This window comes from Pseudomonas entomophila (assembly GCF_029193575.1).
Classification (GTDB): Bacteria; Pseudomonadota; Gammaproteobacteria; order Pseudomonadales; family Pseudomonadaceae; genus Aquipseudomonas; species Aquipseudomonas entomophila_G.
Map to the genome: position 1 here is coordinate 228,782 of NZ_JARGCS010000047.1, position 26,521 is coordinate 255,302.

The 26,521-nt window shown below is 67.0% G+C and carries 29 protein-coding genes; 14 read left to right on the plus strand and 15 right to left on the minus strand.

The window, feature by feature from the left end:
- Positions 1-3 precede the first annotated feature (3 nt).
- Together glyS and glyQ are read right to left on the minus strand one after the other, a co-directional pair.
- The gene (glyS, locus tag P0Y43_RS22505) at positions 4-2,058 is read right to left on the minus strand and encodes a glycine--tRNA ligase subunit beta (RefSeq protein ID WP_275639466.1); all 2,055 of its coding nucleotides are present in this window, start codon (positions 2,056-2,058) and stop codon (positions 4-6) included.
- A complete protein-coding gene (gene glyQ, locus P0Y43_RS22510; protein WP_275639467.1) occupies positions 2,055-3,002 on the minus strand; it encodes a glycine--tRNA ligase subunit alpha in 948 nt (315 codons plus the stop codon). The genes glyS and glyQ overlap by 4 nt, the downstream gene beginning before the upstream one ends.
- 83 nt (positions 3,003-3,085) lie before the next feature.
- Between glyQ and P0Y43_RS22515 the strand changes: the two genes are divergently transcribed.
- On the plus strand, positions 3,086-3,637 hold the full coding sequence (locus P0Y43_RS22515) for a DNA-3-methyladenine glycosylase I (RefSeq protein WP_275639468.1): 552 nt from the start codon (positions 3,086-3,088) through the stop codon (positions 3,635-3,637).
- Between the two features lie 41 nt (positions 3,638-3,678).
- Positions 3,679-4,566 (plus strand): lysophospholipid acyltransferase, encoded by an 888-nt coding sequence (locus P0Y43_RS22520; protein WP_275639469.1) that lies wholly within the window; start codon positions 3,679-3,681, stop codon positions 4,564-4,566.
- A gap of 73 nt (positions 4,567-4,639) precedes the next feature.
- Here P0Y43_RS22520 and P0Y43_RS22525 read toward each other — a convergent pair whose 3' ends face one another.
- Genes P0Y43_RS22525 through def form a run of 5 tightly spaced genes read right to left on the minus strand, consistent with a single transcriptional unit; the run spans position 4,640 to position 9,165 of the window.
- On the minus strand, positions 4,640-4,948 hold the full coding sequence (locus P0Y43_RS22525; RefSeq protein ID WP_275639470.1) for a tetratricopeptide repeat protein: 309 nt from the start codon (positions 4,946-4,948) through the stop codon (positions 4,640-4,642).
- 12 nt (positions 4,949-4,960) lie between these two features.
- The gene (gene trkA, locus P0Y43_RS22530; protein ID WP_275639471.1) at positions 4,961-6,334 is read right to left on the minus strand and encodes a Trk system potassium transporter TrkA; all 1,374 of its coding nucleotides are present in this window, start codon (positions 6,332-6,334) and stop codon (positions 4,961-4,963) included.
- Positions 6,335-6,359: 25 nt separating this feature from the next.
- Positions 6,360-7,670, minus strand: a complete 1,311-nt coding sequence (rsmB, locus tag P0Y43_RS22535; protein ID WP_275639472.1) for a 16S rRNA (cytosine(967)-C(5))-methyltransferase RsmB — start codon at positions 7,668-7,670, stop codon at positions 6,360-6,362.
- Positions 7,667-8,599: a methionyl-tRNA formyltransferase gene (gene fmt, locus P0Y43_RS22540; protein ID WP_275639473.1), complete on the minus strand. Its 933-nt coding sequence runs from the start codon at positions 8,597-8,599 to the stop codon at positions 7,667-7,669. The genes rsmB and fmt overlap by 4 nt, the downstream gene beginning before the upstream one ends.
- Positions 8,600-8,658: 59 nt before the next feature.
- Positions 8,659-9,165, minus strand: coding sequence for a peptide deformylase (gene def / locus P0Y43_RS22545; RefSeq protein ID WP_166890575.1), 507 nt, complete (start codon positions 9,163-9,165; stop codon positions 8,659-8,661).
- A 301-nt stretch (positions 9,166-9,466) separates the two neighbouring features.
- Here def and dprA point away from each other — a divergent pair, with 301 nt between their 5' ends.
- The 3 genes from dprA to P0Y43_RS22560 all read left to right on the plus strand — a co-directional run bounded on the left by dprA (position 9,467) and on the right by P0Y43_RS22560 (position 11,793).
- The gene (gene dprA / locus P0Y43_RS22550) at positions 9,467-10,564 is read left to right on the plus strand and encodes a DNA-processing protein DprA (RefSeq protein WP_275639474.1); all 1,098 of its coding nucleotides are present in this window, start codon (positions 9,467-9,469) and stop codon (positions 10,562-10,564) included.
- Between the two features lie 37 nt (positions 10,565-10,601).
- Positions 10,602-11,159 carry an L-threonylcarbamoyladenylate synthase gene (locus P0Y43_RS22555; RefSeq protein WP_275639475.1) on the plus strand — a complete coding sequence of 186 codons (558 nt, stop codon included), beginning with the start codon at positions 10,602-10,604 and terminating at the stop codon, positions 11,157-11,159.
- Between the two features lie 325 nt (positions 11,160-11,484).
- Complete coding sequence (locus P0Y43_RS22560) at positions 11,485-11,793, plus strand: DUF3077 domain-containing protein (protein WP_275639476.1); 309 nt, start codon at positions 11,485-11,487, stop codon at positions 11,791-11,793.
- Positions 11,794-11,908: 115 nt separating this feature from the next.
- Here the strand turns inward: P0Y43_RS22560 and P0Y43_RS22565 are convergent, their stop codons facing one another.
- Positions 11,909-12,886, minus strand: coding sequence for an NADPH:quinone reductase (locus P0Y43_RS22565; RefSeq protein WP_275639477.1), 978 nt, complete (start codon positions 12,884-12,886; stop codon positions 11,909-11,911).
- Positions 12,887-13,017: 131 nt separating this feature from the next.
- Between P0Y43_RS22565 and hemF the strand changes: the two genes are divergently transcribed.
- On the plus strand, positions 13,018-13,929 hold the full coding sequence (hemF, locus tag P0Y43_RS22570) for an oxygen-dependent coproporphyrinogen oxidase (RefSeq protein WP_275639478.1): 912 nt from the start codon (positions 13,018-13,020) through the stop codon (positions 13,927-13,929).
- 26 nt (positions 13,930-13,955) lie between these two features.
- Positions 13,956-14,780, plus strand: a complete 825-nt coding sequence (aroE, locus tag P0Y43_RS22575; protein ID WP_275639479.1) for a shikimate dehydrogenase — start codon at positions 13,956-13,958, stop codon at positions 14,778-14,780.
- Positions 14,781-14,837: 57 nt separating this feature from the next.
- On the opposite strand, the gene P0Y43_RS22580 is transcribed toward aroE, so the two are convergent.
- The 3 genes from P0Y43_RS22580 to betC form a co-directional block, all read right to left on the minus strand.
- On the minus strand, positions 14,838-16,394 hold the full coding sequence (locus P0Y43_RS22580) for a SulP family inorganic anion transporter (RefSeq protein WP_275639480.1): 1,557 nt from the start codon (positions 16,392-16,394) through the stop codon (positions 14,838-14,840).
- A gap of 69 nt (positions 16,395-16,463) precedes the next feature.
- Positions 16,464-17,393 (minus strand): choline ABC transporter substrate-binding protein, encoded by a 930-nt coding sequence (gene choX, locus P0Y43_RS22585; RefSeq protein WP_275639481.1) that lies wholly within the window; start codon positions 17,391-17,393, stop codon positions 16,464-16,466.
- Positions 17,394-17,412: 19 nt separating this feature from the next.
- Positions 17,413-18,930, minus strand: a complete 1,518-nt coding sequence (gene betC, locus P0Y43_RS22590; RefSeq protein WP_275639482.1) for a choline-sulfatase — start codon at positions 18,928-18,930, stop codon at positions 17,413-17,415.
- 109 nt (positions 18,931-19,039) lie between these two features.
- On the opposite strand from betC, the gene P0Y43_RS22595 reads away from it, so the two are divergent.
- Positions 19,040-19,942 carry a choline sulfate utilization transcriptional regulator gene (locus tag P0Y43_RS22595; RefSeq protein ID WP_275639483.1) on the plus strand — a complete coding sequence of 301 codons (903 nt, stop codon included), beginning with the start codon at positions 19,040-19,042 and terminating at the stop codon, positions 19,940-19,942.
- Between the two features lie 141 nt (positions 19,943-20,083).
- Complete coding sequence (locus P0Y43_RS22600; RefSeq protein WP_275639484.1) at positions 20,084-20,413, plus strand: DOPA 4,5-dioxygenase family protein; 330 nt, start codon at positions 20,084-20,086, stop codon at positions 20,411-20,413.
- Positions 20,414-20,461: 48 nt separating this feature from the next.
- On the opposite strand, the gene trpA is transcribed toward P0Y43_RS22600, so the two are convergent.
- Both trpA and trpB read right to left on the minus strand, forming a co-directional pair.
- On the minus strand, positions 20,462-21,271 hold the full coding sequence (gene trpA / locus P0Y43_RS22605; protein WP_275639485.1) for a tryptophan synthase subunit alpha: 810 nt from the start codon (positions 21,269-21,271) through the stop codon (positions 20,462-20,464).
- Positions 21,268-22,485, minus strand: coding sequence for a tryptophan synthase subunit beta (gene trpB, locus P0Y43_RS22610; RefSeq protein WP_275639486.1), 1,218 nt, complete (start codon positions 22,483-22,485; stop codon positions 21,268-21,270). Before trpB ends, trpA begins: the two co-directional genes overlap by 4 nt.
- 144 nt (positions 22,486-22,629) lie before the next feature.
- Between trpB and P0Y43_RS22615 the strand changes: the two genes are divergently transcribed.
- On the plus strand, positions 22,630-23,526 hold the full coding sequence (locus P0Y43_RS22615; RefSeq protein WP_275639487.1) for a LysR family transcriptional regulator: 897 nt from the start codon (positions 22,630-22,632) through the stop codon (positions 23,524-23,526).
- On the opposite strand, the gene P0Y43_RS22620 is transcribed toward P0Y43_RS22615, so the two are convergent.
- A complete protein-coding gene (locus P0Y43_RS22620; RefSeq protein ID WP_275639488.1) occupies positions 23,523-23,846 on the minus strand; it encodes a DUF883 family protein in 324 nt (107 codons plus the stop codon). The two genes, P0Y43_RS22615 and P0Y43_RS22620, sit on opposite strands and share 4 nt — an antisense overlap.
- Before the next feature lie 133 nt (positions 23,847-23,979).
- Between P0Y43_RS22620 and P0Y43_RS22625 the strand changes: the two genes are divergently transcribed.
- Both P0Y43_RS22625 and P0Y43_RS22630 read left to right on the plus strand, forming a co-directional pair.
- Positions 23,980-24,195 carry a dodecin gene (locus P0Y43_RS22625; RefSeq protein ID WP_275639489.1) on the plus strand — a complete coding sequence of 72 codons (216 nt, stop codon included), beginning with the start codon at positions 23,980-23,982 and terminating at the stop codon, positions 24,193-24,195.
- Positions 24,196-24,308: 113 nt separating this feature from the next.
- Entirely contained in the window at positions 24,309-24,530 is a 222-nt protein-coding gene (locus P0Y43_RS22630; protein ID WP_275639490.1) for a DUF1161 domain-containing protein, read from the plus strand.
- A gap of 100 nt (positions 24,531-24,630) precedes the next feature.
- Here P0Y43_RS22630 and P0Y43_RS22635 read toward each other — a convergent pair whose 3' ends face one another.
- On the minus strand, positions 24,631-25,635 hold the full coding sequence (locus P0Y43_RS22635) for an LLM class flavin-dependent oxidoreductase (protein WP_275639491.1): 1,005 nt from the start codon (positions 25,633-25,635) through the stop codon (positions 24,631-24,633).
- Between the two features lie 152 nt (positions 25,636-25,787).
- Between P0Y43_RS22635 and P0Y43_RS22640 the strand changes: the two genes are divergently transcribed.
- Positions 25,788-26,213, plus strand: a complete 426-nt coding sequence (locus tag P0Y43_RS22640; protein ID WP_275639492.1) for an OsmC family protein — start codon at positions 25,788-25,790, stop codon at positions 26,211-26,213.
- Between the two features lie 72 nt (positions 26,214-26,285).
- Positions 26,286-26,519, plus strand: coding sequence for a DUF1161 domain-containing protein (locus P0Y43_RS22645; protein ID WP_275639493.1), 234 nt, complete (start codon positions 26,286-26,288; stop codon positions 26,517-26,519).
- The last annotated feature ends 2 nt before the right edge of the window (positions 26,520-26,521 follow it).

Sequence of the window (26,521 nt, forward strand, 5' to 3'; positions counted from 1 at the left end):
GGCTTACCCCAGCAGCGAGATGTCGGCCACGCCCAGGAACAGGCCGCGCAGGCGGCTGAGCAGGGCATAACGGTTGGCGCGCACCTTGGCGTCCTCGGCGTTGACCATCACCGCCTCGAAGAAGGCGTCGACCGGGTCGCGCAGGGCGGCCAGGCGGGCCAGCGACTCGCTGTACTGACGCGCGGCGGCCATCGGCTGCACGGCCTGGTCGGCCTGCTGGATCGCCGAGTACAAGGAGAACTCGTTGGCGTTGTCGAAGTACTTCGGCTCGACCTGCTCGGCGATGGCGCCTTCGGCCTTGCCCAGCAGGTTCGACACACGCTTGTTCACCGCGGCCAGGGCCTCGGCTTCCGGCAGCTTGCGGAAGGCCTGCACGGCCTGCACGCGCTGGTCGAAGTCCAGGGCCGAGGATGGTTTCAGGGCACGCACCGACAGGTAGGTGGCGACGTCCACGCCTTCGTCTTCGTAACGCGCGCGCAGGCGGTCGAAGACGAACTCCAGCACCTGGTCGGCCAGGCCTGCGGCCTTGACCTTGGCGCCGTACTGCTTGACGGCGAACTCGACCGCGGCGGTCAGGTCCAGGTCCAGCTGCTTCTCGATCAGGATGCGCAGCACGCCCAGGGCGGCACGGCGCAGGGCGTACGGGTCCTTGCTGCCGGTGGGCAGCATGCCGATGCCGAAGATGCCGACCAGGGTGTCGAGCTTGTCGGCCACGGCCACGGCGGCACCGGTCAGGGTTTCCGGCAGTTCGGCACCGGCGCCGCGCGGCATGTACTGCTCGTTCAGCGCCAGGGCGACGTCCTGCGGCTCGCCGTCGTTGATTGCGTAGTAGTAGCCGGCGATGCCTTGCATCTCAGGGAACTCGCCGACCATCTCGGTGGCCAGGTCGCACTTCGACAGCAGGCCTGCACGGCCCGCCCGCTCGGCGTTGCCGCCGATGTGCGGGGCGATGAACGAGGCCAGTTTGGAGACGCGCTCGGCCTTGTCGTAGACGGTGCCCAGCTGGGCCTGGAAGACCACGTTCTTCAGGCGCTCGTTGAAGGTCTCGAGCGGCTGCTTCTTGTCTTGCTTGAAGAAGAACTCGGCGTCGGTCAGGCGCGGGCGCACGACCTTCTCGTTGCCCTGCACGATCTGCTTCGGGTCGCGGCTCTCGACGTTGGCCACGGTGATGAAGCGCGGCAGCAGCTTGCCTTCGCTGTCCAGCAGGCAGAAGTACTTCTGGTTGTCCTGCATGGTGGTGATCAGCGCTTCCTGCGGCACGTCGAGGAAACGCTCCTCGAACGAGCACACCAGCGGCACCGGCCACTCGACCAGCGCGGTCACTTCGTCCAGCAGCGCCGGCGGCACGATGGCCGAGCCTTCCTGCTGCATGGCCAGTTCCGCGGTACGCTTGGCGATCAGCTCGCGGCGCTCGGCGAAGTCGGCCAGCACGTAGGCCTTGCGCAGGTCTTCGACGTAGTTGGCCGGGGTGGTGATCAGCACGTTGTCCGGGTGGTGGAAGCGGTGGCCACGGGATTCGCGGCCGGCCTTCTGCGAGAGCAGGGTGCAGTCGACGACCTGGTCGCCGAGCAGCATCACCAGCCATTGGGTCGGGCGCACGAACTCCTCACGGCTGGCCGCCCAGCGCATGCGCTTGGGGATCGGCAGGTCGTTGAGCGAGTCTTCCACAATGGTCGGCAGCAGGCTGGTCGTGGCCTTGCCCGGGATGTGCTGGGAGAAGCGCAGCTTGGCGCCGCTCTGGTCGATGTCCGACAGCTCCACGCCGCACTTCTTGGCGAAGCCCAGGGCGGCCTGGGTGGGGTTGCCGTCGGCGTCGAAGGCGGCCTGGCGGGGCGGGCCGTCGATGTTGATGCTGCGGTCCGGCTGCTGCACGTCGAGCTGGCGGATCAGCACGGCCAGGCGACGCGGCGCGGCGTACACCGACTTGCCGGTGTAGTTCAGGCCCGCGGCCTGCAGGCCTTTCTCGATGCCGGCCAGGAAGGCGTCGCCGAGGCTGGCGAGGGCTTTCGGTGGCAGCTCTTCGGTGCCCAGTTCAACCAGGAAATCTTGAGCACTCATTGTGCAGCCTCCAGCTTGGCCAGTACTTCGTCACGCAGTTCAGGGGTGGCCATCGGGAAGCCCAGGCGTGCGCGGGCTTGCAGATAGCTTTGCGCGACATCCCGGGCCAGGGTGCGCACGCGCAGGATGTAGCGCTGGCGCTCGGTCACCGAGATGGCGCGGCGGGCGTCGAGCAGGTTGAAGGTGTGGGACGCCTTCAGGACCATTTCGTAGGTCGGCAGCGGCAGGTCCAGCTTGATCAGGCGGTTGGCTTCGCTTTCGTAGAAGTCGAACAGCTCGAACAGCTTGTCGACGTTGGCGTGCTCGAAGTTGTAGGTCGACTGCTCGACCTCGTTCTGGTGGAACACGTCGCCGTAGCTGACCTTGCCGAACGGGCCGTCGGCCCAGACCAGGTCGTACACCGAATCCACACCCTGGAGGTACATGGCCAGGCGCTCCAGGCCGTAGGTGATTTCACCGGTGACCGGGTAGCACTCGATGCCGCCGACCTGCTGGAAGTAGGTGAACTGGGTCACCTCCATGCCGTTGAGCCAGATTTCCCAGCCCAGGCCCCAGGCGCCGAGGGTCGGCGATTCCCAGTTGTCTTCGACGAAGCGGATGTCGTGGACCAGCGGATCCAGGCCGATGGCCTTCAGCGAGCCGAGGTACAGCTCCTGGAAGTTGGCCGGGTTCGGCTTGAGCACCACCTGGAACTGGTAGTAGTGCTGCAGGCGGTTGGGGTTCTCGCCATACCGCCCGTCGGCCGGGCGACGGCTGGGCTGCACGTAGGCGGCGTTCCAGGTCTCTGGGCCCACGGCGCGCAGGAAGGTGGCGGTATGGAAAGTGCCGGCGCCTACTTCCATATCGTAGGGCTGAAGCACCACACAACCTTGCTCGGCCCAGTACTGCTGCAGGGCGAGGATCAGGTCTTGGAAGGTACGCACGGCTGGCGTAGGCTGGCTCACGAAATTCACCTGTATCTGGGGATGCGGATGTAAAGAGCGGGAGTATAACCCGATTCGCCTCGCCCTCTACTCATTGGAGCCTTATGCCACGCTGCTTTTGGTGTACCGACGATCCGTTGTACCAGGCCTACCACGACCAGGAGTGGGGAACGCCACAGCGTGACCCGGCGTTGCTCTTCGAGATGCTTTTGCTCGAAGGGTTCCAGGCGGGGCTGTCGTGGATCACCGTGCTGCGCAAACGCGAGCACTACCGCAAGGTGATGTTCGGCTTCGACCCCCACCTATTGGCGCAGATGAGCGACGAACGGATCGAGGCGCTGATGCTCGACCCCGGCATCATCCGCAACCGCCTGAAGATCAATGCCGCCCGGCGCAACGCACGGGCCTGGCTGGCCCTGGACAACCCCGCCGAGTGGCTGTGGTCGTTCGTCGGCGGTGAGCCGAAGATCAATCATTTCAAGGGGCGCGAAGAGATGCAGTCGGTCACCGACGAGGCCAAGGCGATGAGCAAGGCCTTGCAGAAGAAGGGCTTCACCTTCGTCGGCCCGACCATCTGCTACGCCTTCATGCAGGCCACCGGCATGGTCATGGACCACACCACCGATTGCGATCGCTACGCCGCGCTGGCGCGCTGAGGCGTTACAATGCGCGCCTTGCAGAAATAAGGAATTCGCCTGTGGAAAAGTTCAAGGGCGCCCTGATGGTCGGGGTGCTGCGGTTGTTCGCCAAGCTGCCCTGGGGTGCCGTGCAGCGGGTCGGCGCCGGTATCGGCTGGCTGATGTGGAAGGTGCCGAACGGCTCGCGCAACGTGGTGCGCATCAACCTGGCCAAGTGCTTCCCGGAGATGGACCCGGCCGAACGTGAACAACTGGCGGGCCGCGCGCTGAAGGACATCGGCAAGTCGTTCGTGGAAAGCGCCTGCGCGTGGATCTGGCCGCCGCAGCGCTCGCTCGACCTGGTCAAGGAAGTGCACGGCCTGGAAGTGCTGGAGCAGGCCCTGGCCTCGGGCAAGGGCGTGGTCGGCATCACCAGCCACCTGGGCAACTGGGAGGTGCTCAACCACTTCTATTGCAACCAGTGCAAGCCGATCATCTTCTACCGCCCGCCGAAGCTGAAGGCGGTCGATGAGCTGCTGCGCGAGCAGCGGGTGCAGATGGGCAACCGCGTGGCGCCGTCGACCAAGGAAGGCATCCTCAGCGTGATCAAGGAAGTGCGCCGGGGCGGGCAGGTGGGCATTCCCGCCGACCCCGAGCCGGCGGAATCCGCCGGGGTGTTCGTGCCGTTCCTCGGCACCCAGGCGCTGACCAGCAAGTTCGTGCCGAACATGCTGGCGGGCGGCAAGGCGGTGGGGGTGTTCCTGCACGCCCTGCGGCTGCCGGACGGGTCGGGGTTCAAGGTGTTCCTGGAGGCGGCGCCAGAGGCGATGTACAGCACCGACGTGACCGAGTCGGCGGCGGCCATGAGCAAGGTGGTCGAGCGCTATGTGCGCGAGTACCCGAGCCAGTACATGTGGAGCATGAAGCGCTTCAAGAAGCGCCCGGCCGGCGAGCCGCGCTGGTACTGACACCCCTGGCCTGCTGAGGCCTCTGCCCCTTTAGGCGCGGGCTTGCCCCGTGCCTAAAGGGGCAGCGTTGCGCTCAGGCCTTGTTCAGCTTCTTCAGGAACACCGCCATCTCCTTCTCGGCCTGCTTGTCGCCATGCGCCTGGGCCGCCACGATGCCCTCCTCCCATGCCTTGCGCGCCGCCGCCGTGTCGCCTTGCAGCTGATACGCCTTGCCCAGCAACTTCCACGCCGCCGAATACTTCGGGTCCTGCTCCACGCAGCGCGCCAGGTGCACGGCTGCTTCGGCGCCGTTGCCTTCGTCCAGCCAGGCCTTGCCCAGGCCGAAACGCAGCAGGGCGTTATCCACACCCTTGGCCAGCATCTTTTCCAGCGACTCGCGCATGCCGTCTCTCCCTTAGAAGAAGCTCAAACCCACGTGGAACAGCTTTTCCACGTCGCGAATATGCTTTTTATCCACAACGAAGAGGATCACATGGTCCCCCGCCTCGATCACCGTGTCGTCGTGGGCGATCAGCACTTGCTCGTCGCGGATGATCGCGCCGATGGTGGTGCCCGGCGGCAGGGCGATGTCCTCGATGGCCTTGCCGATCACCTTGCTCGACTTCGAATCGCCATGCGCCACCGCCTCGATCGCCTCGGCCGCGCCACGGCGCAGGGAGTGCACGCTGACGATATCGCCACGGCGCACGTGGGCCAGCAGGGTGCCGATGGTCGCCAGCTGCGGGCTGATGGCGATGTCGATGTCGCCACCCTGCACCAGGTCGACGTAGGCGGGGTTGTTGATCAGCGTCATCACCTTGCGCGCGCCCAGGCGCTTGGCCAGCAGCGACGACATGATGTTGGCCTCGTCGTCGTTGGTCAGGGCCAGGAAGATATCGGCCTCGGCGATGTTCTCCTCGAGCATCAGGTCCTTGTCCGAGGCGCTGCCTTGCAGCACCACGGTGCTTTCCAGGGTGTCCGAAAGGTAGCGGCAGCGTGCCGGGTTCATCTCGATGATCTTCACCTGGTAGCGGCTCTCGATGGCCTCGGCCAGGCGCTCGCCGATCTGTCCGCCGCCGGCGATGACCACGCGCTTGTTGCTCTCGTCGATGCGCCGCAGCTCGCCCATCACCGCGCGGATGTCCTTCTTCGCGGCGATGAAGAACACCTCGTCGTCGGCCTCGATCACCGTGTCGCCATGCGGCTTGATCGGCCGGTCGCGGCGGAAGATCGCCGCCACGCGGGTGTCGACGTTGGGCATGTGCGCGCGGATCTGGCGCAGTTGCTGGCCCACCAGCGGGCCACCGTAGTAGGCCTTGACCGCCACCAGCTGGGCCTTGCCCTCGGCGAAGTCGATCACCTGCAGGGCACCGGGGTGTTCGATCAGGCGCTTGATGTAGTTGGTCACCACCTGCTCGGGGCTGATCAGCACGTCCACCGGGATGTGGTCGTTGTGGAACAGCTCTTCGCGGGTGAGGTACGCCGATTCGCGCACCCGGGCGATCTTGGTCGGGGTGTGGAACAGCGAATAGGCCACCTGGCAGGCGACCATGTTGGTTTCGTCGCTGTTGGTCACCGCGACCAGCATGTCGGCGTCGTCGGCGCCGGCCTGGCGCAGTACCGTCGGCAGCGAGCCCCGGCCCTGCACCGTGCGGATGTCCAGGCGGTCGCCGAGGTCGCGCAGGCGCTCGCCATCGGTGTCGACCACGGTGATGTCGTTGGCTTCGCTGGCCAGGTGCTCGGCCAGCGTGCCGCCGACCTGCCCCGCACCCAGGATGATGATCTTCATCCGCTACTCCCTACCCTTCTTGTTCTTATCCGCGCGTGGCGGCGATCTTGATCAGCTTGGCATAGTAGAACCCGTCGTGGCCGCCTTCCTGGGCCAGCAACTGGCGGCCGTGGGGCTGGCGCAGGCCGGCTTCGGTGGCCAGGTCCAGCTCACGGGCGCCCGGGGTGCGGGCGAGGAACGCGTCGATCACCTCGGTGTTCTCGGTCGGCAAACTGGAGCAGGTGGCGTAGAGCAGCATGCCGCCCACTTCCAGGGTCGGCCACAGGGCATCGAGCAGCTCGCCTTGCAGCGCGGCCAGGGCCGGGATGTCGTCGGCCTGGCGGGTCAACTTGATGTCCGGGTGGCGGCGGATCACGCCAGTGGCCGAGCATGGCGCGTCGAGCAGGATGCGCTGGAATGGCTTGCCATCCCACCAGCTGGCGGTGTCGCGGGCGTCGCAGGCGATCAATTGGGCGTCGAGCTTGAGGCGGTCGAGGTTCTCGCGCACCCGCGCCAGGCGCTTGGCTTCCAGGTCGATGGCCACCACCTCGCCCAGGCCCTGCTCGGCTTCGAGCAGGTGGCAGGTCTTGCCGCCAGGGGCGCAGCAGGCGTCGAGCACGCGTTGGCCGGGGGCCAGTTCGAGCAGGTCGGCGGCCAGTTGCGCGGCTTCGTCCTGCACGCTGACCCAGCCGTCTGCGAAGCCCGGCAGGCCGCGCACGTCGCAGGCTGCATCCAGCACGATGGCGTCGCGGCTGTAGCGGCACGGGCTGGCGCCGATGCCCGCCTCGGCCAGCAGCGCCAGGTAGGCGTCGCGGCTGTGGTGGCGGCGGTTGACCCGCAGGATCATCGGCGGGTGCGCGTTGTTGGCAGCGCAAATCGCTTCCCACTGGTCGGGCCAGAAGGCTTTCAGCGCCTTCTGCAACCAGCGTGGGTGGGCGGTGCGCACCACCGGGTCGCGCTCCATCTCGGCGAGCAGCGCCTCGCCTTCGCGCTGGGCGCGGCGCAGCACGGCGTTGAGCAGGCCCTTGGCCCAGGGCTTTTTCAGCTTGTCGGCGCAGCCGACGGTCTCGCCGAGGGCGGCGTGGGCCGGGATGCGCGTGTAGAACAGCTGGTACAGGCCGACCAGCAGCAGCGCCTGCACGTCGGCGTCGGCGGCCTTGAAGGGCTTTTGCAGCAGTTGCGCGGCTAGCAGTTCGAGGCGCGGTTGCCAGCGGGCGGTGCCGAAGGCCAGGTCCTGGACCAGGCCACGGTCGCGCTCCTCGACCTTGTCCAGTTGCGCCGGCAACGAGCTGTTCAGCGAGGCCTTGCCGCTGAGCACGGCGGCCAGGGCGCGGGCGGCGGCCAGGCGTGGGTTCATTGGCCGAGCACCTTGTGGCTTGCGAACTGCTCGCGGCGGCTGTTGAACAGGTCGCTGAAGGCCAGGGCCTTGCCGCCGGGCAGTTGCAGGCGGGTCAGGCTCAGGGCCTGGTCACCGCAGGCGACCACCAGGCCGTCCTTGCTCGCCGAGAGGATCTCGCCGGGGGCGCCATGGCCTGTGGATAACGTCGCCGCGAGCACTTTCACGCTTTCGCCGTCGAGTGTGCTGTGGCACACCGGCCAGGGGTTGAAGGCGCGGATCAGGCGCTCCAGCTCGACAGCCGGGCGGCTCCAGTCGAGGCGGGCTTCGTCCTTGTTCAGCTTGTGCGCGTAGGTGGCCAGGGCGTCGTCCTGCACCTCGCCGTGCAGGCTGCCGTCGGCCAGGCCGGCGATGGCTTGCACCACCGCGCCCGGGCCCAGTTCGGCGAGGCGGTCGTGCAGGGTGCCGCCGGTGTCGTCGGACCTGATCGGGGTGGTGACTTTGAGCAGCATCGGGCCGGTGTCCAGGCCCGCTTCCATGCGCATCACGGTCACGCCGCTCTCGGCGTCGCCCGCTTGCACGGCGCGCTGGATCGGCGCCGCGCCGCGCCAGCGCGGCAGCAGCGAGGCGTGACTGTTGATGCAGCCCAGGCGCGGGATGTCCAGCACCGCCTGCGGCAGAATCAGGCCGTAGGCGACCACCACCATCAGGTCAGGCGCGAGGGCGGCGAGCTCGGCCTGGGCTTCGGCGTTGCGCAGGGTCGGCGGCTGCAGCACGGGGATGTCGTGGGCCAGCGCCAGCTGCTTGACCGGGCTGGGCATGAGCTTCTGGCCACGGCCGGCCGGGCGGTCGGGCTGGGTGTAGACGGCCACGATCTCGTAAGGGCTGTCGAGCAGGGCCTTGAGGTGTTCGGCGGCAAACTCTGGGGTGCCTGCGAAGACGATGCGCATGGAGTTCTCGCTTCAAAAAAGAAAAAGGCTTGCCGGAGCAAGCCTTTGGAAGGTGGGGATCAGGCTTGCTGGCGGTGCTGCTTTTCCAGCTTCTTCTTGATCCGGTCGCGTTTGAGTTGGGACAGGTAGTCGACGAACAGCTTGCCGTTGAGGTGGTCGAACTCGTGCTGCACGCACACCGCCAACAGGCCTTCGGCTTCCAGCTCGTAGGGCTTGCCGTCGCGGTCCTGGGCCTTCACCCGCACGCGCAGTGGGCGGTCGACGTTCTCGTAGAAGCCGGGCACCGACAGGCAGCCTTCCTGGTACTGGCCCATGTCGTGGGTCAGCTCTTCGACGCTGGGGTTGATGAAGACCCGCGGCTCGCTGCGGTCTTCGCTCAGGTCCATCACCACGACCTGCTTGTGCACGTTGACCTGCGTGGCGGCCAGGCCAATGCCGGGCGCTTCGTACATGGTTTCGAACATGTCGTCGATCAGCTGGCGCAGGGCGTCGTCGAACTCGGTTACCGGTTTGGCGATCGTGCGCAGGCGTGGGTCGGGGAATTCGAGGATGTTCAGAATGGCCATAGGGGTCAGGCAGTCACTGTGCGTTTGGTTGAAAACTGAGCACACATAATAAAGGGTATTGGCGCATTCGGCACCTGGGATTGCTCGGCTAGGGTTTGAGGGGGTGGCCCCTCGCGGGGCGAGCCCGTTCCCACAGGTACAGCGCCGTCCTCGAGGACGCCGCCGTACCTGTAGGCGCGGGCTTGCCCCGTGATGAGGCACGAACCGCCCCTTAATGGACAGCTTGTCAAAGTATTATCAACAAAGTTATCCACAGCTTGTGCCACGTGGATGACCCCACGCCGATCAAGGATGATCCGCCATGCCTGCGCCTCTTTCCGCCCAATGCCCGCCCGCCGAACTGGAAGCGCGATTGCGTCTGCATCGCCTTCCCGAGGTCGGCCCGCAGCGCTTTCGCACCCTGATCAAGGCCTTCGCCAGCGCCTCGTCGGCCCTCGCCGCACCGGCCAGCGCCTGGCGTGCCTTGGGCTTGCCGCCGGTCAGCGCCGAGGCTCGCCGCAGCGCTGAGATACGCGATGCGGCCAGCGCCGCGATGGCCTGGCTAGAGCGCTCCGGCCAGCATTTGCTGATGTGGGACAGCCCCGGCTACCCCGCCCTGCTGGGCGAAATCGACGACCCGCCACCGCTGCTGTTCGTCGCCGGAAACCCTGGTTTGCTCGAGCGCCCGCAGTTGGCGATCGTCGGCAGCCGCCGCGCCTCGCCCCCTGCGCTCGACACCGCCGCCGCCTTCGCCCGCTGTCTTTCCCAGGCCGGTTTCACCATCACCAGCGGCCTCGCCCTGGGCATCGACGGTGCCGCTCATCGGGCCACATTGGCGGCCGGCGGGGGCACCATAGGCGTGCTGGGTACCGGGCTAGAAAAATTTTATCCACAGCGCCACCGCAACCTGGCGCAAGCGATGATCGACAGCGGTAGCGCGGTGGTTTCCGAGTTTCCATTGGATGCCGATCCGCAACCCGCCAACTTCCCCCGGCGCAACCGGATCATCAGCGGGCTGTCGCTGGGCGTGCTGGTGGTGGAGGCGAGCCTGGCCAGCGGTTCGCTGATCACCGCGCGCCTGGCGGCCGAGCAGGGGCGCGAGGTGTACGCCATTCCCGGGTCGATTCATCACCCCGGTGCGAAGGGCTGCCACCAGTTGATCCGCGAGGGTGCGTTGCTGGTGGAAAGCGTCGAGCAGATCCTCGACAGCCTGCGCGGCTGGCAGAACCTGCCGCCGGCGCTTGCGGAAACCCCCGCCCACCCCTTGCTCGCGCTGCTGGTGGTCGCGCCACAGACCACCGAAGCCCTCGCCCACAACAGCGGCCAGCCGCTGGCGCAGGTGCTGGCCAGCCTGACCGAGCTGGAGCTGGAGGGGCGCGTCAGCCGTGAAGCCGGGCGTTGGTTTGCCCGGCCGGGCTAAGTAAACTGCGCATCAGCCTTTATGCGGAGAGACAGCAATGGTGAGCAGTTGGCGTGTGCAGCAAGCCGCGCGTGAGATTCGGGCCGGTGCGGTGATCGCTTACCCGACGGAAGCGGTCTGGGGCCTGGGCTGCGACCCGTGGAACGAGGACGCGGTGTACCGCCTGCTGGCGCTGAAATCGCGGCCTGTGGATAAAGGCTTGATCCTGATCGCCGACAACATCCACCAGTTCGACTTCCTGTTCGAGGATTTCCCCCAGGACTGGATCGACCGCATGGGCGCCACCTGGCCGGGGCCGAACACCTGGCTGGTGCCGCACCAGGACCTGCTGCCCGAATGGGTGACCGGCCAGCACGACACCGTGGCGCTGCGGGTCAGCGACCACCCGCTGGTGCGCGAGCTGTGCGCGTTGGTAGGGCCGTTGATTTCCACCTCGTGCAACCCCGGCGGCCGGCCAGCGGCCAAGACCCGCTTGCGGGTGGAGCAGTATTTCCGCGGGCAGCTGGACCTGGTGCTGGGCGGGGCGTTGGGTGGGCGCAAGAACCCGAGCGTGATTCGTGACCTGGCGACCGGCGAAGTCGTGCGCCCCGGCTGAAAACGCCGCCGCCCCCCTGTAGGAGTGGCGTCGATTCAGGGTTTTCTGATGGGGTGCGAGGAATTAGGGAAATATCCTACGCACCCTGTCGACCGTCATCACCTTCTCCGTGGGAACTCGTACCTCTAGGCTCCAGAGCGTCGCCGAACAACTTGGCGATCGGGTGTGGTAACCCGGTGTTTCTGGGGCAGCGCCGCTTATGGCGGCTGTGCGCGGGAGGCTTTTGCCTGCCGGGAATGCCTCCAGTCCGGTTTACCACCCCGCGTACAGCTGCCACCCAATCGTGTGGTAACGAATGGGTGTCAGCTCCATCACTGGAGCAATCATGAACAAGATAGTCCCTGACCCACCCCTCCCCGACACCACCACCCACCCCTTCGGCCGCTGCGATGCCGGCCACCCGCCGCTGTTCACCGTAAACCCAGACATTGAAGCCCACGACGCCCTGGTGCACGTGGCGCTCTACCTGCGCTGCGCCTACGACACCGGCATGAAGGCGCTCGACTACCTGCGCGATGAAGGCCGCGGCATGTACTGGGCGAGCCTGCATTCGGTCGAGATGGCGGAAGGGTTGGTGGAGGCGATGCTCGAGGGCATCGAGTCCTCGGCATTGGCGAAAAGGCCTGTTGGCTGAACGGGCCCCATCGCGGGGCAAGCCCGCTCCTACAGGTAACCGCTGATTCTGAATTCAGCGCGGTACCTGTAGGAGCGGGCGTGCCCGCGATGGGGCCGCAGAGCGGCCCCGGCAATCAGGGCAGCAGCACCGTCGACCCCACCGTGCGCCGCGCCGACAACTCGGCCTGCGCCTTCGCTGCCTCGGCCAACGGATAGCGCTGCTGGATATCCACTACCAACCGCCCGCTGCCGATCATGCCGAACAGGTCGTCGGCCATCGCCTGGGTGTTCTCGGCGTTGTTGGCATACGACCCCAGCGTCGGCCGGGTGACATACAGCGAACCCTTCTGCGACAGGATCCCCAGGTTCACCCCACTCACCGCCCCCGAGGCATTGCCGAAGCTCACCATCAACCCGCGCGGCTTCAGGCAGTCCAGCGAGGTCAGCCAGGTGTCGGCGCCGACACCGTCGTACACCACCGGGCACTTCTGCCCGTCGGTCAGCTCCAGCACGCGCTTGGCCACGTCCTCGTGGCTGTAGTCGATGGTCGCCCACGCGCCCAGGGCCTTGGCGCGCTCAGCCTTCTCGGCGGAACTGACCGTGCCGATCAGCTTGGCGCCCAGCGCCTTGGCCCATTGGCACGCCAGCGAGCCCACGCCGCCAGCAGCGGCGTGGAACAGGATCACGTCGCCCGGCTGCACCGCGTAGGTCTGCTTGAGCAGGTACTGCACCGTCAGGCCCTTGAGCATCACCGCCGCCGCCTGCTCGAAACTGATGTCGCCGGGCAGCTTCACCAGGTTGGCTTCGGGCAGCGTGTGCACCTCGCTGTACGCGCCCAGCGGGCCACCGGCGTAGGCCACGCGGTCGCCAACCTTGAGCCGGGTGACGCCTTCGCCCACCGCCTCGACCAGCCCGGCGCCTTCGGTGCCCAGGCCCGAAGGCAGCGAGGGTGGGGCGTACAGCCCGCTGCGGAAATAGGTGTCGATGAAGTTCAGGCCGATGGCCTGGTTGCGCACGCGCACCTGCTGCGGGCCGGGCGGCGCAGGGTCGAATTCGACCAGTTGCAGGACTTCCGGGCCGCCATGCTGGCTGAACTGGATTCGCTTGGCCATCACACACTCCTGTCGTCGGGGTCGCAAAGCCTTCTATCGGACGCCTTTGCCTGATCGGCGTCAACTGCGGCGCGCGCCTGGCCGGTGGTATGCTACGCGGCGACTTTCCCCCTGCCTTTCCAGGTGATCCGATGACCAGCCGTACCGAGGCCGTGAAGGCCTACCTGCTCGACCTGCAAGACCGCATCTGCACTGCCATCGAGAACGAAGACGGCGGCGCGCGCTTCGTCGAGGATGCCTGGGTGCGCGAGGCCGGCGGCGGTGGCCGCACGCGGGTGATCGGCGCGGGCAAGGTGGTCGAGAAAGGCGGGGTCAACTTCTCCCATGTGTTCGGCGCCGGCCTGCCGCCGTCGGCCAGTGCGCACCGCCCGGAGCTCGCGGGCCGTGGCTTCGAGGCGCTGGGCGTGTCGCTGGTGATCCACCCGCACAACCCGTACGTGCCGACCTCCCACGCCAACGTGCGCTTCTTCATCGCCGAGAAGGAAGGCGAGGAAGCGGTGTGGTGGTTCGGCGGCGGCTTCGACCTGACCCCGTACTACGGCAACGAGGAAGACTGCATCCATTGGCACCGCGTCGCCGAGCAGGCCTGCGCGCCGTTCGGCGCCGACGTCTACCCGCGCTACAAAGCCTGGTGCGACCGCTACTTCCACCTCAAGCACCGCGGCGAGCCGCGCGGTATCGGCGGGTTGTTCTTCGACGACCTCAACGAGTGGGGCTTCGACACCTGCTTCGCGTTCATCCGCGCCATCGGCGACGCCTACGTCGAGGCCTACCTGCCGATCGTCCAGCGCCGCAAGCACACCCCCTACACCGCGCAGCAGCGTGAATTCCAGGAGTACCGCCGTGGGCGCTACGTGGAGTTCAACCTGGTGTACGACCGTGGCACGCTGTTCGGCCTGCAATCGGGCGGGCGCACCGAGTCGATCCTCATGTCGCTGCCGCCGCAGGTGCGCTGGGGCTACGACTGGAAGGCCGCGCCGGGCAGCGAGGAAGCGCGCCTGACCGAGTACTTCCTCACCGACCGCGATTGGCTCGGCCAGTGAGCCCTGTGGTTAACCAAGGAGCCCCCATGGACCAGTACGTCGTTTTCGGCAACCCCATCGGCCACAGCAAGTCGCCGTTGATCCACCGCCTGTTCGCCGACCAGACCGGCCAGGCCCTTGAATACAGCACCCTGCTGGCGCCGCTGGACGATTTCAGCGACTGCGCCCGGGGCTTCTTCAAGCAGGGCAGCGGCGCCAACGTCACCGTGCCGTTCAAGGAAGAGGCCTTCCGCCTGTGCGACAGCCTCACCGAACGCGCCCAGCGCGCGGGGGCGGTGAATACCTTGGTGAAACTGCCCGATGGCACGTTGCGTGGCGACAACACCGACGGCGCCGGCCTGGTGCGCGACCTGACGGTGAATGCCGGCGTCGAGCTGGCCGGCAAGCGCATTCTCATCCTCGGTGCCGGCGGCGCGGTGCGTGGCGTGCTGGCGCCGATCCTGGCGCACAAGCCGCAGTCGCTGGTGATCGCCAACCGCACGGTGGAAAAGGCCGAGCAACTGGCGCGTGAGTTCGATGCGCTGGGGCCGGTGGTGGCCAGCGGGTTTGCCTGGTTGCAGGAGCCGGTGGACGTGATCATCAACGCCACCTCGGCGAGCCTGTCGGGCGAGCTGCCGCCGATTGCCGAGAGCCTGGTCGAGGCGGGGCGCACGGTGTGCTACGACATGATGTACGGCAAGGAGCCGACGCCGTTCTGCCAGTGGGCCAGCCGCCTGGGCGCGGCGAAGGTGCTGGATGGCTTGGGGATGCTGGCTGAGCAGGCGGCCGAGGCGTTCTATGTGTGGCGTGGCGTCAGGCCTGAGACCGGGCCGGTGTTGGATGAGCTGCGGCGGCAGCTGGCGCGGGGGTAAGGTGGCGGCCTCATCGCGGGCTTGCCCCGCGATCGGGCCGCACAGCGGCCCCTGGCCCTAGTCCTCGAAGCGGATTGGGCACGACGCGGCCCCCTCCAGCTTCTGCAACTCCTCGATCACCTGCGGGCGTGCGCGCTGCAGGGTCAAACTCCCCCCGCCGCGCCTCAGCCGCCGCGCCTCGCGGTGCAGCATGTCCACCCCCGAGTAATCGATGAAGTTCACCTGCCGCGCATCGATCACCACCTGCGGCCCCTGGCAGCGTTGCAGGCGCACCTGCAGGTAATGCGCGGCGCCGAAGAAGATCGACCCACCCACCCGCAGCACGTCCGCCTCGCCTTCCCTGCTTTGTTGCACCCGTGGCCGTGAGGTGCGCTTGAGGTAGAAGAACAGCGACGCCAGCACCCCGGCGTAGATCGCCGTCTGCAATTCCAGCAACAAGGTGGCGGCGGCGGTCAGGGCCATGACCAGGAACTCCGAACGGCTGACCCGGAACAGCGCGCGGATGCCGCGATGGTCCACCAGCCCCCAGCAGATCAACAGGATGCTGCCGGCCATCGCCGGGATCGGCAGGTGCGCGATCAGCCCGGCGCCGGCCACCGCGAACGCCGCCACCCACAGCGCCGAGAACACCCCGGCCATGGGCGAGCGGGCGCCGGCATCGAAGCTCAGGCCCGAGCGGGTGAACGAGCCGGCCGACAGGTAGCCGGAAAAGAACGCGCCGATCACGTTGGAAAAGCCCTGGGCACGGATCTCCTGGTCGGCGTCGATCAACTGCTCGGAGCGCGCCGACAGCGAGCGGGCGATCGACAGGCTGGTGACCAGCCCAAGCATGCCCACCGCCACGGCGCTGGGCAGCAGGCGCAGGATCAGCTCCAGGTCCAGCAGCGGCAGCGGGCTCAGCGGCGGCAACTGGCCGCTGAAGGCCGGCACGCGCGGCACATGGCCGAAGTGAGCGGGCAGCAGCCAGGCCGCCAGCGACACCAGCAGCAGGCTGATCAACAAGCTCGGCCAGCGCGGACGCCAGAGCTTGAGCGCCACGCCGATCAGTACGGTGGCCAGGCCCAGGGCCAGTGATGCCAAGTCAACTTCGCCGGCGTGGCTGAACAGCGCCTGGACGGTCTTCAGCGCGGTGGCCTGGCTGGGCAGGTCCAGGCCCAGCAGGTTCGGCAGTTGGCCCAGGGCGATCACCACCGCCGCGCCGAGGGTGAAGCCGAGCACCACCGAATGCGACACGAAATTCACCAGCGCCCCGAAGCGCAGCAGCCCCAACAGCAGTTGGAATACCCCGGCGAGAAAGGTCAGCAGCAGTATCAGGGTGATGTAGTCGCCGCTGCCGGCCACCGCCAAGGGGCTGACGCTGGCATAGAGGACGATGGAAATGGCGGCGGTCGGGCCGCAGATCAGGTGCCAGGACGAACCCCACAGGCAGGCCACCAGCACCGGCACGATGGCGGCGTACAGGCCGTATTCGGCGGGCAGGCCGGCGATCAGGGCGTAGGCGATGGATTGCGGCAGGGCGAGGATCGCGCCGCCCAGGCCCACCAGCAGGCCCTGGCGCAGGCTGCGGCGCGATTGCCGGGGCAGCCAGGTGAGGAACGGGAGCAGGTGGGTCATGGCATGTCCTTGACGTTACTGGCCCCTTGCAGGTGCGGGGCAAGCCCGCGCCTACAAGGAGGCGCGTCGTTACAGCTTGGTTTTCACGGCATCGTGGGCATCACCGCCGGCCTTGGTGGTCACCCCCGCCAGCCAGCCCTCCAGCAGCTGCGGGTGCGCCTTCACCCAGGCCTTCGCCGCCGCGTCGAAACTTACCTTCTTATCCACAACCTCGGCCATGATCGCGTTCTCCATCTCCAGCGAGAACGTCAGGTTGCTCAGCAGCTTCGTCGCATTCGGGCAGGCTTGTGGATAACCATTGCGCACCAGGGTATACACCTCGCCCTTGCTGCCGAACCACTGCTCGCCGCCCGTGAGGTAATGCATCTTCAGCTTCACGTTCATCGGGTGCGGGGTCCAGCCCAGGAAGGTGATGAACTGCTGTTTCTTCACCGCGCGATCCACCTGGGCGAGCATCGCCTGTTCGCTGGACTCGACCAGTTTCCACTGCCCGAGTTGGAAGTCGTTCTTGTCGATGATCGCCTTGAGCGACAGGTTGGCCGGCGCGCCGGAGCCAATGCCGTAGAGCTTCCTGTCGAATTGGTCTGCGTGCTTTTGCAGGTCGGCGAAGTCCTTCACGCCGGCGTTCCATACGTAGTCCGGCACTGCGAGGGTGAATTCGGTGCCTTCCAGATTGCGGGCCAGTCGTTTCACTTCGCCACTGGCGATGAACTTGTCATGGAATCCCTGCTGGGCCGGCATCCAGTTGCCGAGGAAGGCGTCGACGCGCCCGTCCTTGAGGCCGCCGTAGATGATCGGCACGGCCAGGCTGTCGATCTTCACCTGGTAACCCAGGCTTTCCAGGAGCAGGCGGGCCACGGCGTTGGTGGAGGCGATATCGCTCCAGCCGGGGTCGGCCATCTTCACGGTGCTGCATTGCGCGTCGCTGTCGGCGGCGTGGGCCGTGACGGTACCCAGGCCCAGGGCCAGGGCGAGCACGGCGGTGGAGAACGTCTTCATTGCGGCCTCTCTACTCAAATCAATCCAGGGGGGCGGGCTGTGGATAACGTGCCTTGCGCTCGAGGTCGTCGAGGTCGATGTGGTTGCGCATGTACTGTTGGCTGGCGTCCACCAGGGGTTGGTGGTCCCAGCTGTTCAGCGTGCCGATGGAAAGCGCCTCGGCCACCAGGCGGCGGCGCCGTTGGCTGGCCAGCACCTGCTCGCGCAGGGCGGGCATGTCCCAGCGTTGGCGGGCTTCATCGACGAATGCCTGCAGCAGCGCCTGGTGGTCCGGGCTGCCGGTGAGGTTCTCCCGCTCGTGCGGGTCGCGGCTCAGGTCATAGAGTAGGCATGGGTCCTCTGCGCTGTACACGAACTTGTAGGGGCCGCGGCGGATCATCATCAGCGGGCCGACGGTGCCTTCGGCCATGTACTCGCCGATCACCTCGTCATGCCCGCCCTGCCCTTGCAGGTGGCCGAGCAGCGAGCGGCCATCGAGGGGCAGGTGCGCTTCCACGCGGCCACCGGCAAGCTCGACCAGGGTCGGCAGCAGGTCGCAGGTCGATACGCTGGCCGCCACGCGCGCCGGGGCGAAGCGCTTGGGCGCGTGAATGAGCAGCGGCACCCGCGCCGACATCTCGAACCAGTGCATCTTGTACCAGAGCCCGCGCTCGCCAAGCATGTCGCCGTGGTCGCCGGAGAACACGATCAGCGTGTCGTCGGCCAGGTCGCAGTCCTCCAGCGTCTGCAGCAACTGGCCGATGTTGTCGTCGATGTAGCTGCACGCGCCGAAGTAGGCGCGGCGGGCGTCGCGGACTTTATCCACAGGCAGCGGCTTGCCCCACAGGTCGTAGACCTTGAGCAGGCGCTGGGCGTGCGGATCCTGTTGGTGGTCGGCGAACTCGGCGCGCGGCAGCGGGATATCCACACCCTCGTAGCGATCCCAGTAACGCTTGGGGATGGTGTACGGGTCGTGGGGGTGGGTCATGGAGACGGTCAGGCAGAACGGCCGGCCATCGTTGTCGCGCACGTGGTCGTAAAGGTACTGGCGCGCCTTGAACACCACCTCTTCGTCGAAATCCAGCTGGTTGGTGCGCACGCAGGGCCCGGCCTGCAACACCGAGGACATGTTGTGGTACCAGCTCGGGCGCGCGTCGGGCGCGTCCCAGTTCACCGCCCAGCCGTAGTCGGCGGGGTAGATGTCGCTGGTCAGGCGTTCCTCGTAGCCGTGCAGCTGGTCAGGGCCGCAGAAGTGCATCTTGCCCGACAGCGCGGTGCGGTAGCCGAGGCGGCGCAGGTAGTGGGCGTAGGTGGGCACGTCGGCGGGGAAGTCGGCGGCGTTGTCGTAGGCCCCGATACGGCTGGGCAACTGGCCGCTGACCAGGGTGAAGCGCGACGGCGCGCACAGCGGGCTGTTGCAGTAGGCGGCGTCGAACACCACGGCCTGCTCGGCGAGCTTGGCCAGGTGCGGCATCTTGATCGGCGAGGGGGCGTAGATCGGCAGCAAGGGGGCGGCCATCTGATCGGCCATGATGAACAGGATGTTGGGGCGTTTCATAGCTGCCTTCCATCGTCGAGGATTATGGGAATCGCTTGCGAACGAGGATGCGGCTGTGGATAACATGGGTAAAGCCCACGACGGGCAATGACTGGGATTAGCCACGCTTATGTTCGAGCACCTTGCCGACCTGTCGCTGGACACCTTGCGCGTGTTCGAGGCCGCCGCCCGCCTGCGCGGTTTCACTGCGGCGGCGCTGGAACTGGGCACCACCCAGCCGGCGGTGAGCCAGCAGGTCAAGCGCCTGGAGGCGCAGCTGGGCACGCGGTTGTTCGACCGCATCTACCGGGGCATCGCATTGACCGAGGCGGGCCAGGTGTTGTTCGAACAGGTGCACCAAGGGTTGCAGGCCATGGACGAGGGCATCGCCGAGGCGAGCGGCCGGGGCCAGCGCGAGGTGTTGCAGGTGGCCACCGACTTCGCCTTCGCGGCGTTCTGGTTGATGCCTCGGCTGCAGCGTTTTCATGAGGCTTATCCACAGGTGGACGTGAGCCTGGTGACCGGTGAGCGCAGCCAGGGCATGTTGCGACCGGACATCGATGTGGCGGTGCTGTTCGGCGATGGTCGCTTTCACCAGGGCGAGAGCCGGTGGTTGTTCGACGAAGAGGTGTTCCCTGTGTGCAGCCCGCGCCTGGTGGCGGGCCAGGCGATGCCGGCGGAGGCCTTGCAGCAGTTGCCGTTGCTGCACCTGCGCGGCGAGCAGGCCAGCCGTTGGTTCGACTGGGCAGGGGTGTTCAAGGGGCTGGGGCTTTCCAGCCCACCGGCGGCGGGGCAGTTGCGGTTCGACAACTACACGCTGCTGATCCAGGCTGCGATTGCCGGCCAGGGGGTGGCGATCGGCTGGGCGCACCTGGTCGATGGGTTGGTGGAGCAAGGGTTGCTGTGCCGGCCGTGGGTGGGCAGCTTGCGTTCGGCGCGGGGGTATTACATGGTGCTGCCGCCGCGCAAGCGGCGCGGGGCGTTGATCGAGCGGTTCGTCGATTGGCTGGAGCGGGAACGGGGTATCCCATGACGCCATCGCGGGGCAAGCCCGCCCTGCAGGTACGGCGTCGTCCATGAGAACGGCGTGGTACCTGTGGGGGCGGGCTTGCCCCGCGATGAGGCCGTACCGGCGTATAGTCACACCCCGCCACACCGCATTTCAGGAGCTACCGTGCAAAGGATCAAGGGCTACCACGCCCACGTGTACTACGACGCCTCTACCCAGGAGCAAGCCCGGCAACTGTGCGAAGAAGCCGCGCGACTGTTCCCCGTGACCATGGGCCGCATGCACCAAAACCCCGTTGGGCCGCACCCGGACTGGAGCTGCCAACTGGCCTTCGGGCCGGAGGTGGTGGGCGTGGTGCTGCCGTGGTTGGCGCTGTTTCGGAAGGGGTTGGTGGTGTTCCTGCATCCGCTGACCGGGGATGACCTGGTGGACCACCGCGATCATGCGATCTGGATGGGGGCGGTCAGGCCGCTGAAACTGTCTATTTTCGAATGATCACAGGCTGTTCTTCGCGGGCGAGCCCGCGAAGAAAGCCACGCGCAATCAGCGACGGGCGCCGCGCACGCCTTCGGCCAGCGCCGAGCACAGGCTCAGCACATCATTCACCGCCTGCTCGGCATCCTTGGCCTGGGCGATCTTGTCGACCAGCGCCGAACCGACCACCACGCCCTCGGACAGCTTGGCGATGGCCGCCGCCTGCTCCGGCGTGCGGATACCGAAACCGACGCTGATCGGCAGGTCGGTATGCCGGCGCAGGCGGCTGATGGCCTCCTTCACGTGCTCGGTGGTCGCCGAGCCCGCGCCGGTCACGCCGGCCACCGACACGTAGTAGACGAACCCGGAACTGCGCTCCAGCACGCGCGGCAGGCGCACGTCGTCGGTGGTCGGGGTGGTCAGGCGGATGAAGTCGATGCCGGCGGCCTGGGCCGGAGTGGCCAGCTCGGCGTCGTGCTCCGGCGGCAGGTCGACGATGATCAGGCCATCGACGCCTGCGCTTTTGGCGTCGGCGACGAACTTTTCCACGCCGAAGCGGTGGATCGGGTTGTAGTAGCCCATCAGCACGATCGGCGTGGTCTGGTTGCCGACGCGGAATTCACGGACCATCTGCAGGGTTTTCGCCAGGGTCTGCCCGGCTTCCAGGGCGCGCAGGGTGGCGAGCTGGATCGCCACGCCGTCGGCCATCGGGTCGGTGAACGGCATGCCCAGCTCGATCACGTCGGCGCCGGCTTCGGGCAGGCCCTTGAGGATCGCCAGCGAGGCATCGTAGCCAGGGTCGCCGGCGGTGATGAAGGTGACCAGCGCCGAGCGGCCTTCGGCCTTCAGGTCGGCGAAACGTTGTTCAAGACGGCTCATGCCTGTTTCTCCTGGGCGGCCATGTGGTTCATCACGGTTTGCATGTCCTTGTCGCCACGGCCGGACAGGCACACCACCATGAGGTGGTCCTTGGGCAGGGTCGGCGCGCGCTTGAGCGCCTCGGCCAGGGCGTGCGAGCTCTCCAGCGCCGGAATGATGCCTTCGAGGCGGCAGGTGGCGTGGAAGGCGTCGAGGGCCTCGTCATCGGTGATGCTCACGTATTCCACGCGCTTCACTTCATGCAGGTAGGCGTGCTCCGGGCCGATGCCGGGGTAGTCCAGGCCGGCGGAGATCGAGTGGGCGTCGGTGATCTGGCCGTCGTCGTCCTGCAGCAGGTAGGTGCGGTTGCCGTGCAGCACGCCGGGTACGCCGCCGTTGAGGCTGGCGGCGTGCTTGTCGGTGTGCACGCCGTGGCCGCCGGCTTCGACGCCGACGATCTTCACGCTTTCGTCCTCGAGGAAATCATGGAACAGGCCCATGGCGTTGGAGCCGCCGCCGACGCAGGCGATCAGGCTGTCCGGCAGGCGGCCTTCCTTCTCGTGCAGCTGGGCGCGGGTTTCCTTGCCGATGATCGACTGGAAGTCGCGGACCATCGCCGGGTACGGGTGCGGGCCGGCGACGGTGCCGATCAGGTAGAAGGTGTCTTCGACGTTGGTGACCCAGTCGCGCAGGGCCTCGTTCATGGCGTCTTTCAGGGTGCCGGTGCCGGCGGTGACCGGCACGATCTCCGCGCCCAGCAGCTTCATGCGGAACACGTTGGCCTGCTGGCGCTCGATGTCGGTGGCGCCCATGTAGATCACGCAGGGCAGGCCGAAGCGCGCGGCGACGGTGGCGGTGGCCACGCCGTGCATGCCGGCGCCGGTCTCGGCGATCAGGCGTTTCTTGCCCATGCGCTTGGCCAGCAGCACCTGGCCGATGCAGTTGTTCACCTTGTGCGCGCCGGTGTGGTTCAGTTCTTCACGCTTGAAGAAGATCTTCGCGCCGCCGCAGTGCTCGGTCAGGCGCTCGGCGAAGTACAGCGGGTTCGGGCGGCCGATGTAGTCGCGCTGGAAGTAGGCCAGTTCTTCGAGGAACTTGGGGTCGGCCTTGGCCGCTTCGTATTCGCGGGCCAGGTCCAGGACCAGGGGCATCAGGGTTTCGGCCACGTAGCGGCCGCCGAACGAGCCGAACAGGCCGTTGGCGTCGGGGCCGGGGCGGTATTGGGACTGGGACATGGGGCGCTCCAGGGGCGTAGGGATGGGGTGGGGTGGTGGCCTTATCGCGGGGCACCACTGATCGATGGGCCTACTCTACCCAGCGCAACGCCCCCTGAAAACCGATAAGATTGCGCAAACACGTCAGGAAAACTCACATATTCCATGCGCCAGGACCTCCCTCCCCTCAACGCCCTGCGGGCCTTCGAGGCCACCGCCCGGCTGAATAGCGTCAGCCAGGCCGCCGAGCAGCTGAACGTGACCCACGGTGCGGTGAGCCGGCAGATCAAGGTGCTCGAGGAGCACCTGGGCGTGGCCCTGTTCGTCAAGGATGGGCGCGGCGTCAAACTCACAGATGCTGGCATCCGCCTGCGCGACGCCAGCGTCGACGCCTTCGACCGCCTGCGTGGGGTGTGCGCCGAGTTGAGCCGCGACGTCAGCGAGGCGCCGTTCGTCCTCGGCTGCTCCGGCAGCCTGCTGGCGCGCTGGTTCATCCCGCGCCTGGGGCGTTTGAAAGCCGACCTGCCGGAGCTGCGCCTGCACCTGTCCGCTGGCGAGGGCGACCTCGACCCGCGCCGGCCTGGGTTGGATGCCTTGCTGGTGTACGCCGAGCCGCCGTGGCCGGCTGACATGCAGGTGCATGTGCTGGCCGAGGAGCGTATCGGCCCGGTGCTCAGCCCGCACTTTCCCGGCTTCGAGCGTCTGCGCCAGGCGCCCGCCCAGGCCTTGCTCGGCGAGACGCTGTTGCACACCACCTCGCGCCCGCAGGCCTGGCCGACATGGGCCGAGCAGCACGGGCTGGCGCCTGGCGAACTGGTGTTCGGCCAGGCGTTCGAGCACTTGTATTATCTGTTGGAGGCCGCCGTGGCCGGGCTGGGGGTGGCCATCGCCCCGCAACCGCTGGTGGCCGACGACCTGCGCGCCGGGCGGCTGGCAGCGCCCTGGGGGTTCTCGCCGACCCCGGCGGCTCTGGCGCTATGGGTGCCGCGGCGCGCCGCCGACGGGCGCGCCGAGCCATTGGCGCAATGGCTGCGCCATGAGCTAGGCGCCCAAGTCGGTTAGTTGCGTCGGCACAGCAGCCAGGCGGCTAGCAGCCCGACGGCGCCGACGGCGACGCCTGCGGTGGTCCAGGGGTGTTCCTGGGCATAGTCGCGGGTGGCGAGGCCGGTTTCGCGGGTGCGGGTCTTCACTTCCTCGTAGGCGTCGGTGAGCAGGCTGCGCGAGTGCTTGAGGGCGTTCTGGGCGTTGCCGCGCAGGGCCTTCATCGTCTTTTGCGACTCTTCCGAGGCATCGTGCTTGAGGTCTTCGAGGGTCTTGAGCAGGCTCTCGATCTCGGCTTCCATGCTTTCCAGTGAGGTTTTGCGCAACGCATTGCGGGCCATGTGGACTCTCCTTCGCTGAGTAGGTGTACAGGTTGCGACCGGCGGGCGCGGCAAAAGTGCGATCGAACTTTCGCCGGTAAACCGGGGTGGCGCTGCTAGGCTCAATCCAGCACGTCACTCAAGGAGAACAGTCATGTCCGATCACCACACCTACAAGAAGATCGAACTGGTCGGCTCGTCGACCACCAGTATCGAGGAGGCGATCAACAACGCCCTGGCCGAGGCCGGCAAGAGCATCAAGCACCTGGAATGGTTCGAGGTGGTCGATACCCGGGGGCATATCCAGGGCAACAAGGCGGCGCACTTCCAGGTGACCCTGAAGGTCGGCTTCCGCATCGCCAATAGCTGAAACAGCGCCGGGATAGCGCTGTTCGCGCGGGATGGGGTACATAGAGATCAAGGGTGCTGGCGTGATGCTGGCGCCCTTTGCGGCTTTTTTGATCTGAACAAGGAATGCGAGCGATGAAGAAAGTGTTGGTGGCAGTGGGCTTGATGATGTTGGCCGGCGGTGCGCTGGCGGCGGGCAAGCCGTGTGAGGAGCTCAAGGCGGAGATCGCGGCGAAGCTCGATGCCAAGGGGGTCAAGGGCTATACGTTGGAGGTCGTCAACAAGGGTGAGCCGGCGGGCAAGGTGATTGGCACCTGTGAGGCGGGCACCAAGGAAATCGTTTATCGCCGCGGTTAAGCGGCGCATCCAAGCGCGGGGCAGCCCGCCCCCACAGGCACGGCGTCGTCCATGAGAACCGCGCCGTGCCTGTGGGGGCGGGCTTGCCCCGCGATGGCGTTTACTGGCCTTTCAATGCCTGCGCCAACAGCTCGTACGAGCGCAACCGGTCCTCATGCTCATACAGGTCGCAGGTGAAGATCAGCTCATCCGCCCCGGTCTGCTCCAGCAGCACCTCCACTTTGGCCCGCACCTTCTGCGGGCTGCCGATCATCGCCAGGCCCAGGAAGCTACCCACCGCGTCGCGCTCGTGCGGCAGCCACAGGCCGTCCATGCTCGGCACCGGCTTGCGCTGCATCAGGCTCTGGCCGCGGATCAGCGCGAGGATGCGCTGGTACACCGAGGTGGCGAGGAACTCGGCCTTGTCGTCGGTCTCGGCCACCACCATCGGCACCCCGAGCATCACGTAGGGCTTGTCCAGCACTGTCGAGGGCTGGAAATGGTCGCGGTAGATGCGAATCGCCTCGTGCATGTAGCGCGGCGCGAAGTGCGAGGCGAAGGCATACGGCAGGCCGCGCATGCCGGCCAGTTGGGCGCTGAACAGGCTGGAGCCGAGTAGCCACAGCGGCACCTCGGTGTCGTGGCCGGGCACGGCGATCACTTTCTGGTCAGGGGTGCGCGGGCCGAGGTAGCGCGACAGCTCCTCGACGTCGTCGGGGAAGTCGTCGGCGCTGCCTGAGCGCTCGCGGCGCAGGGCGCGGGCCGTCATTTGGTCGGAGCCGGGGGCGCGGCCCAGGCCCAGGTCGATGCGTCCGGGGTAGAGGCTGGCCAGGGTGCCGAACTGCTCGGCGATCACCAGCGGCGCATGGTTGGGCAGCATCACCCCGCCGGAACCGACGCGGATGCGCGAGGTGCCGCCGGCCAGGTAGCCGATCAGCACGGCGGTGGCCGAGCTGGCGATGCCGTCCATGTTGTGGTGTTCGGCCACCCAGAAGCGGTGGTAGCCGAAGCGCTCGACGTGCTGGGCCAGATCCAGCGAGTTGCGCAGCGACTGCGCCGGGCCGCCGTCGGCGCGCACCGGCACCAGGTCGAGGGTGGAAATCTTCAGGTCACGCAGCAGCGTCATCGCAGCCTCCGTAAGGTGGTTGGCCCAAGGCCTTTTGGTCTCTGTATGGGCGCATTCGGCGGATTCAATGGCTGGGCCTGGATTGATCTGAACTTGCTGTGCGAAGCGCGCCTCTGAACCTAAGGCACACACAACAATGTCCAGGAGGCATCATGAAAAAGACAGCATCGGCGATCTGGCAAGGTGGCTTGAAGGACGGCAAGGGCCTGCTGTCCACCGAAAGCGGCGCACTCAAGCAGAACCCCTACGGCTTCAACACGCGCTTCGAAGGCATGCCCGGCACCAACCCGGAGGAGCTGATCGGCGCGGCGCACGCGGGGTGTTTCTCGATGGCGCTGTCGATGATGCTGGGTGAGGCGAACCTGACGCCTGAGCGCATCGACACCATTGCCGAGGTCAGCCTCGACAAGCAGCCCGACGGTTTCGCCATCACCGCCGTGCACCTGACGCTCAAGGCCAAGGTGCCTGGCGCCAGCGAGGCGCAGTTCCTGGAGATCGCCAACAAGGCCAAGGCGGGCTGCCCGGTGTCCAAGGTGCTGAATGCGAAGATCAGCCTCGACGCGACCTTGCTGAGCTGACACGGCAACGGGAAGGGTTTGCTGTAGTCTAACGGGCATCGGCAGCGTGGCTGCCCATTCAGGAGCCCTTCCATGATTCGCGTAGCAACCGCCGTACTGGCTTCCCTGTTGGCGTCCTCCGCGCTGGCGGCGGTCAAGCCCTGTGAGGAGCTCAAGGCCGAGATCGAGGCGAAGATCCAGGCTGCGGGGGTGGCGTCCTATACGCTGGAGATCGTGCCCAATGCCGAGGTGACCGACCAGAACATGGTCGTGGGTAGCTGTGACGCGGGGACGAAGAAGATCATTTACCAGAAGAATGATCGGTAGGT

What these genes read in the sequence shown, in the direction of transcription:
- glyS (WP_275639466.1), bottom strand. Translation starts at nt 2,058, where the DNA reads ATGAGTGCTCAAGATTTCCTGGTTGAACTGGGCACCGAAGAGCTGCCA.
- P0Y43_RS22515 (WP_275639468.1), top strand. Translation starts at nt 3,086, where the DNA reads ATGCCACGCTGCTTTTGGTGTACCGACGATCCGTTGTACCAGGCCTAC.
- P0Y43_RS22525 (WP_275639470.1), bottom strand. Translation starts at nt 4,948, where the DNA reads ATGCGCGAGTCGCTGGAAAAGATGCTGGCCAAGGGTGTGGATAACGCC.
- trkA (WP_275639471.1), bottom strand. Translation starts at nt 6,334, where the DNA reads ATGAAGATCATCATCCTGGGTGCGGGGCAGGTCGGCGGCACGCTGGCC.
- rsmB (WP_275639472.1), bottom strand. Translation starts at nt 7,670, where the DNA reads ATGAACCCACGCCTGGCCGCCGCCCGCGCCCTGGCCGCCGTGCTCAGC.
- fmt (WP_275639473.1), bottom strand. Translation starts at nt 8,599, where the DNA reads ATGCGCATCGTCTTCGCAGGCACCCCAGAGTTTGCCGCCGAACACCTC.
- def (WP_166890575.1), bottom strand. Translation starts at nt 9,165, where the DNA reads ATGGCCATTCTGAACATCCTCGAATTCCCCGACCCACGCCTGCGCACG.
- dprA (WP_275639474.1), top strand. Translation starts at nt 9,467, where the DNA reads ATGCCTGCGCCTCTTTCCGCCCAATGCCCGCCCGCCGAACTGGAAGCG.
- P0Y43_RS22555 (WP_275639475.1), top strand. Translation starts at nt 10,602, where the DNA reads ATGGTGAGCAGTTGGCGTGTGCAGCAAGCCGCGCGTGAGATTCGGGCC.
- P0Y43_RS22560 (WP_275639476.1), top strand. Translation starts at nt 11,485, where the DNA reads ATGAACAAGATAGTCCCTGACCCACCCCTCCCCGACACCACCACCCAC.
- P0Y43_RS22565 (WP_275639477.1), bottom strand. Translation starts at nt 12,886, where the DNA reads ATGGCCAAGCGAATCCAGTTCAGCCAGCATGGCGGCCCGGAAGTCCTG.
- hemF (WP_275639478.1), top strand. Translation starts at nt 13,018, where the DNA reads ATGACCAGCCGTACCGAGGCCGTGAAGGCCTACCTGCTCGACCTGCAA.
- aroE (WP_275639479.1), top strand. Translation starts at nt 13,956, where the DNA reads ATGGACCAGTACGTCGTTTTCGGCAACCCCATCGGCCACAGCAAGTCG.
- P0Y43_RS22580 (WP_275639480.1), bottom strand. Translation starts at nt 16,394, where the DNA reads ATGACCCACCTGCTCCCGTTCCTCACCTGGCTGCCCCGGCAATCGCGC.
- choX (WP_275639481.1), bottom strand. Translation starts at nt 17,393, where the DNA reads ATGAAGACGTTCTCCACCGCCGTGCTCGCCCTGGCCCTGGGCCTGGGT.
- betC (WP_275639482.1), bottom strand. Translation starts at nt 18,930, where the DNA reads ATGAAACGCCCCAACATCCTGTTCATCATGGCCGATCAGATGGCCGCC.
- P0Y43_RS22595 (WP_275639483.1), top strand. Translation starts at nt 19,040, where the DNA reads ATGTTCGAGCACCTTGCCGACCTGTCGCTGGACACCTTGCGCGTGTTC.
- trpA (WP_275639485.1), bottom strand. Translation starts at nt 21,271, where the DNA reads ATGAGCCGTCTTGAACAACGTTTCGCCGACCTGAAGGCCGAAGGCCGC.
- trpB (WP_275639486.1), bottom strand. Translation starts at nt 22,485, where the DNA reads ATGTCCCAGTCCCAATACCGCCCCGGCCCCGACGCCAACGGCCTGTTC.
- P0Y43_RS22615 (WP_275639487.1), top strand. Translation starts at nt 22,630, where the DNA reads ATGCGCCAGGACCTCCCTCCCCTCAACGCCCTGCGGGCCTTCGAGGCC.
- P0Y43_RS22620 (WP_275639488.1), bottom strand. Translation starts at nt 23,846, where the DNA reads ATGGCCCGCAATGCGTTGCGCAAAACCTCACTGGAAAGCATGGAAGCC.
- P0Y43_RS22625 (WP_275639489.1), top strand. Translation starts at nt 23,980, where the DNA reads ATGTCCGATCACCACACCTACAAGAAGATCGAACTGGTCGGCTCGTCG.
- P0Y43_RS22630 (WP_275639490.1), top strand. Translation starts at nt 24,309, where the DNA reads ATGAAGAAAGTGTTGGTGGCAGTGGGCTTGATGATGTTGGCCGGCGGT.
- P0Y43_RS22635 (WP_275639491.1), bottom strand. Translation starts at nt 25,635, where the DNA reads ATGACGCTGCTGCGTGACCTGAAGATTTCCACCCTCGACCTGGTGCCG.
- P0Y43_RS22640 (WP_275639492.1), top strand. Translation starts at nt 25,788, where the DNA reads ATGAAAAAGACAGCATCGGCGATCTGGCAAGGTGGCTTGAAGGACGGC.
- P0Y43_RS22645 (WP_275639493.1), top strand. Translation starts at nt 26,286, where the DNA reads ATGATTCGCGTAGCAACCGCCGTACTGGCTTCCCTGTTGGCGTCCTCC.